Origin of the sequence: Streptomyces sp. NPDC059456, assembly GCF_042750055.1 — a bacterium.
Classification (GTDB): Bacteria; Actinomycetota; Actinomycetes; order Streptomycetales; family Streptomycetaceae; genus Streptomyces.
On record NZ_JBHYVA010000208.1, the window covers coordinates 1 to 12,315 of the forward strand.

Consider the following 12,315-nt stretch of genomic DNA (forward strand, 5'->3'; position numbering starts at 1 on the left):
CCGCCCGTGAACACCGTGGAGTCCGGGGCGGGCGCGCGCGGCGCCCCCGCGGCCCCCCCGCGCCCCCCCCGGGAGTGATCACGATGAAAGGCAACGGGACTTGGCATTCACGGCGAAGAAATTTCGCATACCTCTGGTCGCGGCGTGCGTCGTCGCGGCAGCAGTGACCGGTCTGGAGCTGTCCCCCGCGTTCGGCACCGAGGACACCGGCTCCGGACCGACGGCGGCCGCCACGCCGACGCCGGCCGATACCGCCGAGGGGGAGGTGCCGATCGGTGAGGCGCTCGACGCCCACGCGGTGGATTCCGCTCTCTCCGCCAGCGACAACACCCCGTTCAGCAACGGTGTGATGGCCCTCGGCGCCGGCCGCCCCGCGGCGGCGCCCCGCACCGCGGCCGCCGGGGCCGCCACTCCCCCGCAGGGCGAGGGGTGGAAGCTCGCGGGCGCCACCAAGTGGCTGGCGACCGGCTACACGATCAAGTTCTACGACCAGAAGTCCGCCGACTGGCTCGCCCCGTACGCCAAGGCGACGGCGGCGGACCTCCAGCGCATCACGAACCTGCCGGTCACGGTCGACACCCGGCCCGTCGGCTGGGACTACGCCCGCCCCAGGGGCGAGGTGGTCATCGGGGTGCTGCACCGGCCCTGTGTGCCCCCGGAGGGCGAGGGCAGCATGGGCAGCACCGGCTGGAAGGTGGTCCGGGACGGAACCGGAAGCGCGAACCTGAGCTGCGGCTTCACCGGTTCGTCCGTGGCGGACACGGTGACCAGCGGGCACGCCTACATCGACGACGAGTTCTTCACCGCGGCCGGCAAGCCCACGGCGGAGATGGGCGAGACGTACATGCGCAACCACGTCAGCCACGAGATCGGGCACACGCTGGGCCTGACCCACGCCAACCGCAGCCTGACCAAGAGCGACTGCGTCAAGGGAACCGACTCGGGCGAGTTCCCCGTCATGTGCTCGCCCACGTACGCCTACCAGGACAAGCGGGCGGGCACGTACGTCCAGCAGTTCGACGTACAGGGGCTGCGCCTCCTCGCGGCGAACGCCGGCGCGGCGCTGTCCCCGCAGGGCAAGGTGACCGGTCTCGGCGGCAAGTGCCTCGACGTCAAGGGGGGCAAGGCGGTCAACGGCACGCAGATCCAGCTCCACACGTGCAACGGCAGCGCCGCGCAGTCCTGGATCCTGGGGAAGGACGGCACGTTCCGCGCTCTCGGCAAGTGCCTCGACAACTCCCGCAACCTGAAGGCCGACGGGAACAAGATCGAGCTCTGGGACTGCAACGGCACCGCCGCCCAGAAGTGGTCGGTCAACGCCAAGGGCCAGATCGTGCACACCGCGTCGGGCAAGGTCCTCGACGTCAGCGGCGGCTCGACCGTCAACGGGACGAAGGTCCAGCTGTACGCGGCGAACACCGACAAGCGGCAGGTCTGGGTCGCTCCCAAGTAGCGGATGACGCACGGTTCGCGCTCCCGGCACGGGGGCGCGGGTCGTGCGCTCGTCAGGTGCGGAGGGGCGAAGAGATCGGGAAGGAGGAGTGGGCACTCCTTTCCACTCTCAAGTTATAACGCACAGGGGGCCTTGCGGCAAGGCCCCCGTGCTGCCGCAGAATCGCTCCTCGAAGCCAGTACCTGCGAAAACGGGAGATCCACCACGTGCGCACCAACACCGTCCACGCCTTCGACCTTCCCGTCAACCTCTCCGCCAAGGCCGACGCGGCGCTGATCGCCGGCGACGAGCGGCACTTCGCGGCCCTCGCCGAGAGCCTCGACCAGTCGGTCGCCGAACTGTCCGACCGTCTCGACGGCTTGCGCAGGTCGCCCGGCGGTGTGGGCCGGGAGGCGATGGACCGCGACAGCGAGATCCACCGGGTGACCGCCCGCCTGCGCGCGCTGCGTCGCTTCGGCCTGGACCTGTGCCTGGGACGCGTCGTCGGCGCCGACGACGCCGAGCCCGTGTACATCGGGCGGCTCGGCCTCACCGACGGCGCGGGGCGCCGGCTCCTGGTCGACTGGCGGTCCCCCGCCGCCGAGCCGTTCTTCGCCGCGACCCACGCGAACCCGATGGGGCTGGCGAGCCGCCGCAGGTACCGCTGGACCCGCGGCAGGATCAGCGACTACTGGGACGAGGTGTTCACGGCCGACGGGTTCGAAGGGCACGCCGCGCTCGACGACCAGTCCGCCTTCATCGCGAGCCTGGGCGGCAACCGGTCGCCCCGGATGCGTGACGTCCTCGGCACCATCCAGGCCGACCAGGACGCCGTCATCCGCGCGGGCTCCCGCGGCGCCCTCGTCGTGGACGGCGGTCCGGGTACGGGCAAGACCGTCGTCGCCCTGCACCGCTCCGCGCACCTCCTCTACTCCGACCCCCGGCTCGGCCACCGCCGCGGCGGCGTGCTGTTCGTCGGTCCGCACCAGCCCTACCTGGCCTACGTCTCCGACGTCCTGCCCAGCCTCGGGGAGGAGGGCGTACAGACCTGCACCGTGCGGGACCTCGTCGCCGAGGGAGCCGGGGCGGCGGCCGAGACCGACCCGGACGTGGCGCGCCTGAAGTCGTCCGCGGACATGGTGAAGGCCGTCGAGAAGGCGGTCGGGATCTACGAGGAGCCGCCCACCACGAGGATGACGGTCACGACCGCCTGGTCCGACATCCCGCTGACCGCCGACGACTGGGCCGAGGCGTTCCGGGCCGCGGCCGGCACCCCGCACAACGAGGCGCGCGAGCTGATCCTGGAGGAGCTGCTCACGATCCTGAAGGACAAGCACGACGGCGACGCCGACGAGGAGGACGCGGTTCCGGCCGCCCTGTTCCGGCGGTCGGTCCTGGCCGACCGGGAGCTGACGGCGGCCCTCCACCGCGCGTGGCCGCTGCTCGAAGCGGCCGACCTCGTCGCAGACCTGTGGACCGTCCCCGCCTACCTGCGGATGTGCGCTCCCTGGCTGAGCCGCGAGGAGGTGCACAAGCTGCAGCGGGAGGAGGCCGGCGCCTGGACTCTGTCCGACCTGCCGCTGCTGGACGCGGCGCGGCAGCGGCTCGGCGACCCGGAGGCGGCCCGCCGCAAGCGCCGGCACGAGGCCGTACTCGCCGCCGAGCGCGAGCGGATGGCCGGCGTCATCGACGACATCCTCGCCGCCGACGACGACGGTGAGGGTGCGGTGACGATGCTGCGGGGCAAGGACCTCCAGAGCAGTCTGGTCGACGAGTCAGCCCTGCCCGCCGCCGACCCGGACCGGCTGGCCGGCCCGTTCGCGCACGTCGTCGTGGACGAGGCCCAGGAACTGACCGACGCGGAGTGGCAGATGCTGCTGCTGCGCTGCCCGTCCCGCAGCTTCACCATCGTCGGGGACCGCGCCCAGGCCAGGAACGGGTTCACGGAGTCGTGGCGGGAAAGGCTGGAGCGGATCGGGCTCGACCGGATCACGGTGGCCTCCCTGACCATCAACTACCGCACCCCGGAGGAGGTCATGGCGGAGGCCGAGCCGGTCATCCGGGCCGCGCTCCCCGATGCCAACGTGCCGGCTTCCGTGCGCAGCAGCGGCATCCCCGTCGTCCACGGAGCCGTCGCGGACCTGGAGGCGGTCCTCGACGGCTGGCTCGACGCGCATGCCGAAGGGGTCGCCTGTGTCATCGGTGCCGACGGCCGCGGAGCCGCAACGTTCCGGGAGAGGTCGCGCGTACGCTCGCTGACCCCGGGCCTGTCGAAGGGGCTGGAGTTCGACCTGGTCGTCCTCGTCGACCCGGACGGCTTCGGCGAGGGCATCGAAGGGGCGGTGGACCGCTACGTCGCGATGACCCGCGCGACGCGGCAGCTCGTGGTCCTCACGCCCGGAGGGCCGCGCCGAGATCGCGCATGAGCTCGCCCACCCGTCCTCCGCCGGGCGGCGCGGCGGGCAGCCGGCCGAGGACCGCGGTGACGGCCGGGGGTGCGTGGTGGCGGGCCCAGTCGAGGGTCCCGTCGGTGCCGGACGCCCCGTCCTGCGCGGAGGCCCCGTCCTGCGCGGAGGCCAGTTCCTCCGCCCGCGCCGCGTGCGCTGCCGCGCCGAGGACGTGTTTCACCTGGTGCGCGTTGGCCAGGGGGTGGAGGTAGGCGGCGCCGGCGGCGTGGCTCGCCGCGCGCGCCGCGTCGATCGCGGCGGGTACGCCGGCTTCCCGGGCCGCCCGGTACGCCGCCCACGCGCTCTGCCGCAGGGCGGCCGTGCGTCGTCCGCCCCCGGCGAAGGCGTAGGCCGCGTCGATGGCCTCGCGGGGGCGCGGATCGGCGGGGCGGTGCTGTTCGAAGAGCGCCAGCGCCCTGCGGGCGCAGTCGGCGGCATACCCCGCGATCTCGCGCAGTTCGTCTTCGCTCAGCTCGATCTTCTCCGACTCGGTTGCCATGACCCGATTCTGCCCCAACCCTGCGGGCCGGTCCCCGGGTTCGGCTCGTGGGCCCGTAGGCCCGTAGGCCCGTAGGCCCGGAGCGTGCCGGCGGTCCGGCGGCCCCGCAGGTGGGATACGTTGTGGCTCCGTTCGGGGGACGATCTACGGAGCATGTGCATGACGCAGAACACAGGGTGGGGACCCGTCGGAGCGACCGGGCCGGGAGGCCACGGCGGCGGATGGGGCGGTGTCCCGCCCTGGGGCGGCTGGCCGCCGCCGACGCCGCAGCCGGGGGCGATACCCCTGCGGCCGCTGGCGCTGGGGGACATGCTCCGCGGGGCGTTCGCGGTCCTGCGCGCCCACGGGAAGCAGCTCGCCGGGGTCATGCTGGCCGTACAGGCGGTCGTCCTGCCGGTGATGGCCCTCGTGGTGGGCGTCGCCGTGGCCGTCGTGCACGCGCATGTCGGGCCGGTCTTCGATCCGCCGTACGGGCGGTCCCCCGGGGCCGAGGACGTGGTGCCGCTGGTCGTCGCCGGGAGCCTGGTGTTCGTCCTGCTCCTCGTCGTGGGGATGCTGGGCATGGCGGTCCTCGTGTCGCTGTGTCAGGCGGTGCTCAAGGAGGCGGTCATGGGCCGCCCCACCACCTCCCGGGCCATGCGGCGCGCCGCCGTCCGGCGGGCCCCCGCGGTGGCCGGCGCGATGCTGCTCACCCTGGTGATCGCGGGCGCCCCGGTGTTCGCCGTCCTGGCCGTGTGGGTGCCGCTGGTGATCACCGTGGCCTCCGGGAACGGCGCCCCGGCTCTGCTCGGCGTCCTGCCGGTGCTCCTGCTGGCCGCCCTCCCGCTGACGGTGTGGCTCACCACCCGGCTCGGACTGGCTCCGGCCGCCGTGGTCCTCGAGGGCGCGAGCCCCGTCACCGCACTGCGCCGCTCGGCCAAGCTGGTCCGGGGCGACTGGTGGCGGATCTTCGGCTGCACCCTGGTGGGCGGGATGATCGCGGGTGCGGTCGCGTGGCTGGTCCAGATGCCGTTCAACGCCATCGGCATGTTCGCGGTGGTTCCCGCGCTGGCGGACCAGCCCGAGGGGAGCGCCCCCACCGGCGGCCTGATCACCGCCCTGGTCTTCGCCTTCCTCGCCATGGTCTTCGGTACCACCGTCGGCCAGATGTTCCAGATCGGGTTCACGCAACTGGTCAGCGGCCTCGTGTACGTCGACCAGCGGATACGGCGCGAGGGGCTCGCCGAGGCGATCCTCGCCGAGCTCGCGGCGGACCGGCCCGCAGCCGGACCCGACGCCCCGTCCGCCGCGCCCGGCGCCCCGACCGGCGCCTGAGGACCCCACCCGCCGAAGGGCGGGGTCCCTACCCCGGCACCACCGGCGGCAGCGGTTCACGTGCCGCGTGCCAGGCGGCGGGGAGGGCGGCGACGCCCGTGCGGGCGGCGATCACCCCGCCCGCGATGGCGCAGGTGGTGTCGATGTCGCCGCGCCCGGCGACCGTCACCCACAGGCCCTCGTGCAGGTCGTCGAGGTGCCCGGCCGCGCACCACAGGGCGTACGGGACGGTGTCGGGCCCGGACATCCGGTAGCCGGAGCCCAGGACTTCCGCGGCGTGCCGCACGGACGTCCGCTGCGGCATCCGGGCCGCGATCCGCAGCCCCGACCGGACGTCGCCGGCGGGGAGGCGTTCGGCGACCGCCCCGAGGAACTCCGGCCGGGCCGGGGCGGGGACGCCCCGGCTGCGGGCGGCCAGCGCCGCGGCGAGGGCGACCGCCACGGCTCCGGCGACCGCCTCCGGGTGGTGGTGCGAGACCGCGCTCTGCCGGGCGGCCTGCTCGGCGGCCGCATCGAGGTCCGCGGCGTGCCAGGCGCCGAGCGGAGCGGCGCGCATGGCCGCGCCGTTGCCCCAGGAGCCCTGTCCGCCGAACTGTCCGGCGACCACCTCCCGCCACGGCTCGCCCGCGCCGATGCGGCGCAGCACGTCGTGCATCGAGGCTCCGTAGCCGCGGTGCGTGTCGGCGGCGTAGGCCTCCGCGAAGCGCAGGGCGAGGCGGTCCTGGTCGACGGTGCCGCCGCCCTCGGCGAGTTCCCGTACGAGGACCAACGCCTGGGCGGTGTCGTCGCTCCACTGCCACAGCGGTTCGGGGGGCGGCGTCCGCGCCTCCAGCGCCGCCTCACCGTCGCGGCGCAGGACGCCGAACCACCGGTCACCGAAGGCGTCGCCGAAGGCGAGCCCGTACAACGAGTCCAGCGCGGTGGCGGGTATGTCGATCACAGGGACACTGTTCCAGCACGCCGGGGCTCCCGCACGGGAGTATTGCGCAGGAACGGCAGGTCGCGTTCCGCCACGTCGGCGAGGGGACCGGCGCCGCGAATGACGACGTCGAGGACGCGGTCGGGTTCGGCCGCATAACAGTGCGCGAACCACGGCATGTTGGCCTCCACCACGGCCCAGCCGCCGTCGGCGAGCCGGCCGATGTCGACGCACACGGCGCTCGGCAGGCCGGCGGCGGCGACACGGAGCACCTCGCGCGCGAACGCGTGCGCGTCCGCGTCCAGCGGTGCGGGATCGGGGCGTCCGTGGACGGCGTAGCGGCTGCCGGCCGCGACCTCCCCGTCGCGTACGAACAGCCGGTACTCGGCGGCGAATTCCACCACGCCGCTGACGAGCACCGGGGTACGGCCGTCGAGTCCTGCGGGCAGTGCGGCCCCGTCCTCGTACACCGCCGCGGGCAGCACGTCGATCTTCGCGGAGGGCGGTTTCACGAAGGCGGGTCCGGGCAGCGAGCGGGCTTCGGCGAGCGTCGTGAGGCGCACGGGGCGCCGGAGCAGGGCGGCGGGCAGCGTCGTCAGCCAGTCGTCGGGGGGTTCAAGGAGTCCGACGCCGAGCCGTCCGGCCAGGACGTCGGCGGCGAGCGGGCCGCCGTACCAGTGCGTCCGGCGGCCTTCGGCCCGGCCCGCGTGGGCGAGCACCTCGTAGCCGCGCCAGGCCGCCGCCTGCGCGAGGAGTTCCGCGGTGCTGGTGCGGGGCGGGTTCAGCAACAGGACGGGTGCGGTGCGGTCTTCCATGACGCGGACGCTACAAGAGGGGCGCCCCGGCAACCCACCCGTTTGCGGCGGGCGGGCCCGGCTCAGTCCGAGGCGGCCCGGGAGGCGCCGACGGTGTGGAGGTTCTCGCGTGCGGTGAGCTGGCCCTGGACGAAGGGGTCGGACTCCGGGGCGTACGGACCGCTGTGGTCGGCGAGCAGCTCGGTGATGCGCTCCCATTCCGCCACCGCGGCCCGGGCCACCTCTTCGTCCTCGGGCGCCGCGAGGGCCTCCTCGGCCGCTTCGAGGGCCTCGGCCGCCTCGTGGTGGCTCATGCCGGTGGCTGCGCCGCGTATGCGGTCGCGTTCCGCGCGCTCCCGTTCGGTGGGCTCGTCGGCCATGACGTACCTCTGCTTTCCCTCGGCTGCTTCTTGTGCGGTGGCGTCCGACCCTCGTCTGCCCCGCCCGGTCGAGGTTAGGGCCTCCACCCGGGAGGTGGTGTGGGCGCCCTGTTCAGAACCTGTCGAGGGAACGCACGGATCTTTCTCGCCCGTGCGTGCGAAAGGGCGGCGCGAGGGGCCGTTACACGGGCCTGCACCCGTTCGGAGTACGGCGGACGACGGCCGTCCGCGGTGGGCGTCCGAACGGGACGGCCCCTGTTTCCAGCCCTCCCAAGGGCTGCCGCGTTCGCCGCAGCGGTCCGCGTCAGCTCCGCTTTGACACGTGTCCGGTACAAGCGAGAGTCACGGTTATGTCCGCATTGGGCAACACGGGGGAACACGCTCGGAATGAGTGGCTTTCGGTGGCGGTGGCGGGCCAGAGTGTGCCTCCTCGGCAGGACGCCGGGAACGGTTCGAAGCCCACCCCCCTCCAACGGGCCGGGTAGGGCTGCTGTCTGTTGAAGGGGTCATCTTCATGTCTGCTTCTCTCGCCACCCGCCGGGTCGTCTCCGCGTTCCTGGCCGCAGGCGCCCTGGTCGGTGCCGCCGCCCTGCCGGCCGCCGCGGACGGCCACCAGCGTGACCACCGGGCACCGCAGTCCTCGATCGTCATCGGCGAGGTCCAGTACGAGAGCCCCGGCCGCAACGACCGCTCCGCCCGCGCCCTGAACGGGGAGTGGGTCGAGCTGAAGAACACCGGCCGCCACAGCGTCAACCTGCGCGGCTACACCCTCACCGACCGCCAGGGCAACCGCTACCGGTTCAACGACTTCCGCCTGGAAGGCCGTTCCAGCGTCAAGGTCCACACCGGCAAGGGCCGCGACACCCGTCACGACGTGTACCAGGACCGCCGCGACCAGGTGTGGGACGAGCGCGACAGCGCCACGCTGCGCGACAACCGCGGCAACGTCGTCGACTCCGACTCGTGGGACGGCCGCCGCCACCACCGCCACCACTGATCCGGACCGGCCGGCCCCGAGGGGCTGACCCGGCCGGTGGTCACGCGGACGAGAGCGTGAGCCGCCGGCCCACCGCGAGCGGCGTGTCACGGCGATGAGGCCGCGGCACGCCGCTCCCGCGTTCCCGCCCGTTCCGTGTCGCGTGCCGGTGGCCGTCCGTCAGCCCACCCCTCCCGTCAGCCCGCCCGGCGCGGCAGCCACGCCGGCGGCCACGTCCGCAGCGTCCGGCCGTCCGCGAGCGGCACCACCGCCCGGGACACCGGGCTGCTCTGCGCGGTCCCCGCCGGCGACTCCCCCGGCTTCGCGAACGGCGGTACGTCCTGGCCGCACCGCGCACCCTCCGGCGGCAGCGCCCCCGTCAGCACGTACCGGACCACGTGCCGCTTCACGCACGCACTCGGGTTGTCCAGTGCCGTGTGCCCGTAGCCGTCGAGCGTCAGCAGGCGGGCGCGCGCGAGCCGGGCGGCCATCGCCTGTCCGGCCCGGTACGGGGTGGCCGGGTCGTACACCGGGTTGACGACCAGCACCGGGTGCGCGGTGGCCCGGTTCCACGGGCCCGTGTAGGCGTCGGCGGCCCGGGCCGGCCACGCGGTGCAGGGCTCGTTCGCCCACACCCACCACCGGGCGAGCGGCCCCGCCTCCTTCACCGCCTGCCGCTCCAGTGCGGGATACCTGCCGGGCGAAGCGGGGTTGGGGCTCTCGGCGCACAGGACCGCGTGCAGCTGCTCGAACCCCGGGTAGCGGGCGGGCCCGGCCGGCGCGGGGGGCTCGGCGGGCGCCCGCCCCCGCCACAGGGTCTGCAGGATGCCGGCGGTCGCGGTCCAGCCCGGGTGCACCGTGTAGAGGCCGGCCCGTACCGTGCTCACCGTACGGGCGTACGTCCAGTTCCCGACCGGCCGCCGGGAGAGGCGCTCCAGCAGCGTTTCGTACTTGGCCCGGGTCGCCGCCGGGCCTCCGGCGGAAAAGGCGCAGCGGGACACCGGCGCGCGGCCGCAGTGGTCGAGGAAGCGGGCGAGCGTGCCGGCGGAGCCGAGGTGCGAGCCCAGGCGCAGGAAGGTGCTGCGCTCCGGGTCGCCGCCCCCGCCCCGGTCCGCCCAGGCCTGCGGGTCGACGTTCCCGTCGGCCACGAGCGCTCCGACGCGGTCCGGGAACAGGTTCGCGTACGTCGCCCCGAGCAGGGTGCCGTACGAGACGCCCCAGTAGCGCAGCCGTTCCTCGCCCACCGCCCGGCGCAGCAGGTCCAGGTCGCGCGCGGTGTCGGCGGTCGAGACGTGGCGCAGCAGCTCCGGGTCCCGCCGCTCGCACCGCTTCGCCAGGTCGGCGTGCGCGGCGACGTACGCCCGCTGCTCCCGGACGCCGACCGGGAACGGCGGGACCTTCTCGTTCCAGGCCTGTGCCTCGGCGGCGCTGTCGAAGCAGCGCACCGCCGTGCTCTCGCCGATGCCGCGCGGGTCCCAGCTGACGATGTCGAAGCGGTCCTTCAGCTCCTCGGGGAACCTGCCGTACAGCTCGGGCAGTCCGACGGTCCCGGGGCCGCCGGGCCCGCCGGGGTTGAAGAACAGCGCCCCGAAGGAGCGCCCGGGGCCGGCCGCCCGGTGGCGGATCACCGCCAGGTCGATCCTCCGGCCCGCGGGAGCGGCGTGGTCCAGCGGCACCTGGGCCACCGCGCATTCGAAGCCCGCCTGCGCCTTCTGCGGGCACGGCCGCCAGCGCAGCACGAGGTCCGCGCGGCCGCCGTCCGGGCCGCCGGCCGACGCGGTGCCGGCCGCCGACAGCAAGGCCAGCAGGGCTCCGGCCAGCGCACCGGCCGGCCCGCGCAACGCCATCGATATGCCGGTCGTCCGCATCGCCGGCCCCTTCCGTGGGCGGGAGACGGGCCCGCGCGGTGGCGGCAGGCCTCGTCTGCCATCACATCGGCGGCCGGCACGCCGGGCAACCGGCACGCGGCCGAACGGGTCCGGACCGGACCGGCCGGAGCCGGAACCCGTCCGCGGCGCCGCCGCGTCAGGCGCTCGGGCTCACACCCGGCCGGGGGCTGCCCTGGCCGCCGCGCTGCGGCAGCAGGGCCTTGCAGGTCTCGTACGCCTGCGCCGACTGCGGGTCCGAGGTGGGGATGTTCCACATGCCCGCGCCCGGCGTGTTCGGCGAGGCGGACGGCAGCACCACTCCGTGGTCCTTGAGACACCCGGCGAACGCCTTCATGGCCCCGCCGTCACCACCGGGGCCACCGCCGCGCCCGTTGAACTGCGGGCGCAGGCCCGCGCACGCCTGCGCGGCCTGGCTGCGCTGCGGGTCGGCCGACGCCCCGCGGCCTCCGCCCCGGCCACCCGGGCCGCCTCCGGCGCCGGGACCGCGCGTGCCGCCCGAGGGGCGGGCGCTGCCGCTCGGGCGCGGCGCCATCGTGACCCCGTGCTGGGCCAGGCACTGGCGGTACGCGTCCATCGCCTTGGCGTCCGGCGCGGCCGACGCCGGGGCGGAGGCACCGGCCGCCGCGTTCACGGCGCCGGAACCGCCGGAACCGGAGGAGCAACCCGCGAGCACCAGCCCGCACGCCGAGAGGAGCAGGGCGCACAGGGCCGCCCGGGACGCGACGTCAGTGCGCGGGGTGGCCGACCGGGTCGTGGTCCAGGGCATGTCCGTTGTCTCCTCGGGGCGTCGGGCGGCCGGCGGCGTGGGCGCGTCGGCGACAAAGACTGAACCGCACGGAGATGGGGGCGGCCCGGGCGTCGGCTGGGAATTGCCTGACAGCGTGCGGACCCCGGCGCACCTTCGACGCCGGGCAGCCGTGCGGTACACCCCGTATCCCCTGATATGCCGGCTCTGGCGGAGCGTTCGGCTCCCAGGGAACTCCCAGGAATCTCCCAGGGGCTCCAAAGTGCGGGCGGCCAGGATCCCGCTCCATGAAGGTGTTCCCACGGCGGCGCAGGGCCGTCCTGATCAACTCGGCGCTCGGAGTGGCGGTCCTCGCGGGCGCCGGCGGCGCGTACGCGGCGGTGACCGGTGGCGGCGACGGTCCGGCGCGCGGCGGCGCGCGGACCGTGGCGGTCACGAAGGCCACCGTCCTCGCGACCGTGTCCGGCTCGGGGTCCCTGAGCTCGCCGAGCGATGCCGGCGTGAACTTCACCACCGGCGGCCGGCTCACCGAGGTCGACGTCAAGCCGGGCGACAAGGTCACCAAGGGCCAGCAGCTCGGGAAGGTCGACCCGACCGCCGCCTCGGAGACGCTGGCCCAGGCCCGGGCCGCACTGACGGCGGCCCAGGCGAACCTCACCAAGGCGGAGGCGGGTCAGGTGAGCTCGGCCTCGGGCAGCGGCTCCTCCTCGTCGCGGGGTGGTTCCGCGCCGGCCCCGACGCCGACGCCGACCGTGGACGCGGCGCAGGTGGCCCAGGCCCGCTCCCAGCTCACCCAGGCGCAGAACGCCGGGGGGCCCCCCCCCCCCCCCCCCGCCCGGGCCCGCGGGGGGGGGCCCGCCGCCCGCCGGGCGGGCGCGCGGGGGGGCGGGGGGGGGGGGCCCCCCGGCGGGGGGGACGCC

At 75.0% G+C, this 12,315-nt stretch carries 11 protein-coding genes; 5 read left to right on the top strand and 6 right to left on the bottom strand.

Translation table 11 applies throughout. The features are described from left to right. Positions 1 to 100 precede the first annotated feature (100 nt). Together ACFXA3_RS19635 and helR are read left to right on the top strand one after the other, a co-directional pair. A complete protein-coding gene (locus ACFXA3_RS19635) occupies positions 101 to 1,453 on the top strand; it encodes a ricin-type beta-trefoil lectin domain protein (RefSeq protein ID WP_385188355.1) in 1,353 nt (450 codons plus the stop codon). 206 nt (positions 1,454 to 1,659) lie between these two features. Beyond that, positions 1,660 to 3,858 (top strand): RNA polymerase recycling motor ATPase HelR, encoded by a 2,199-nt coding sequence (gene helR, locus ACFXA3_RS19640; RefSeq protein WP_385188356.1) that lies wholly within the window; start codon positions 1,660 to 1,662, stop codon positions 3,856 to 3,858. Here helR and ACFXA3_RS19645 read toward each other — a convergent pair. Beyond that, positions 3,824 to 4,378: a putative immunity protein gene (locus ACFXA3_RS19645; RefSeq protein ID WP_385188358.1), complete on the bottom strand. Its 555-nt coding sequence runs from the start codon at positions 4,376 to 4,378 to the stop codon at positions 3,824 to 3,826. The two genes, helR and ACFXA3_RS19645, sit on opposite strands and share 35 nt — an antisense overlap. A 159-nt stretch (positions 4,379 to 4,537) precedes the next feature. Between ACFXA3_RS19645 and ACFXA3_RS19650 the strand changes: the two genes are divergently transcribed. After that, entirely contained in the window at positions 4,538 to 5,692 is a 1,155-nt protein-coding gene (locus tag ACFXA3_RS19650) for a hypothetical protein (protein WP_385188359.1), read from the top strand. A gap of 28 nt (positions 5,693 to 5,720) precedes the next feature. Here the strand turns inward: ACFXA3_RS19650 and ACFXA3_RS19655 are convergent, their stop codons facing one another. The 3 genes from ACFXA3_RS19655 to ACFXA3_RS19665 all read right to left on the bottom strand — a co-directional run bounded on the left by ACFXA3_RS19655 (position 5,721) and on the right by ACFXA3_RS19665 (position 7,785). After that, positions 5,721 to 6,629: an ADP-ribosylglycohydrolase family protein gene (locus ACFXA3_RS19655; RefSeq protein WP_385188372.1), complete on the bottom strand. Its 909-nt coding sequence runs from the start codon at positions 6,627 to 6,629 to the stop codon at positions 5,721 to 5,723. After that, positions 6,629 to 7,426, bottom strand: coding sequence for an ATP-grasp domain-containing protein (locus tag ACFXA3_RS19660; protein WP_385188361.1), 798 nt, complete (start codon positions 7,424 to 7,426; stop codon positions 6,629 to 6,631). Before ACFXA3_RS19660 ends, ACFXA3_RS19655 begins: the two co-directional genes overlap by 1 nt. A gap of 62 nt (positions 7,427 to 7,488) precedes the next feature. After that, positions 7,489 to 7,785: a hypothetical protein gene (locus tag ACFXA3_RS19665; RefSeq protein WP_385188363.1), complete on the bottom strand. Its 297-nt coding sequence runs from the start codon at positions 7,783 to 7,785 to the stop codon at positions 7,489 to 7,491. A 514-nt stretch (positions 7,786 to 8,299) separates the two neighbouring features. Between ACFXA3_RS19665 and ACFXA3_RS19670 the strand changes: the two genes are divergently transcribed. After that, entirely contained in the window at positions 8,300 to 8,782 is a 483-nt protein-coding gene (locus tag ACFXA3_RS19670; protein ID WP_385188365.1) for a lamin tail domain-containing protein, read from the top strand. Positions 8,783 to 8,958: 176 nt separating this feature from the next. Here the strand turns inward: ACFXA3_RS19670 and ACFXA3_RS19675 are convergent, their stop codons facing one another. Both ACFXA3_RS19675 and ACFXA3_RS19680 read right to left on the bottom strand, forming a co-directional pair. After that, entirely contained in the window at positions 8,959 to 10,629 is a 1,671-nt protein-coding gene (locus ACFXA3_RS19675) for an alpha/beta hydrolase (protein WP_385188367.1), read from the bottom strand. A gap of 157 nt (positions 10,630 to 10,786) precedes the next feature. Further along, positions 10,787 to 11,416, bottom strand: a complete 630-nt coding sequence (locus ACFXA3_RS19680; RefSeq protein WP_385188369.1) for a hypothetical protein — start codon at positions 11,414 to 11,416, stop codon at positions 10,787 to 10,789. A gap of 266 nt (positions 11,417 to 11,682) precedes the next feature. On the opposite strand from ACFXA3_RS19680, the gene ACFXA3_RS19685 reads away from it, so the two are divergent. Continuing rightward, positions 11,683 to 12,315: biotin/lipoyl-binding protein (locus tag ACFXA3_RS19685; protein WP_385188370.1), on the top strand; the 633-nt coding region annotated here is incomplete at its 3' end.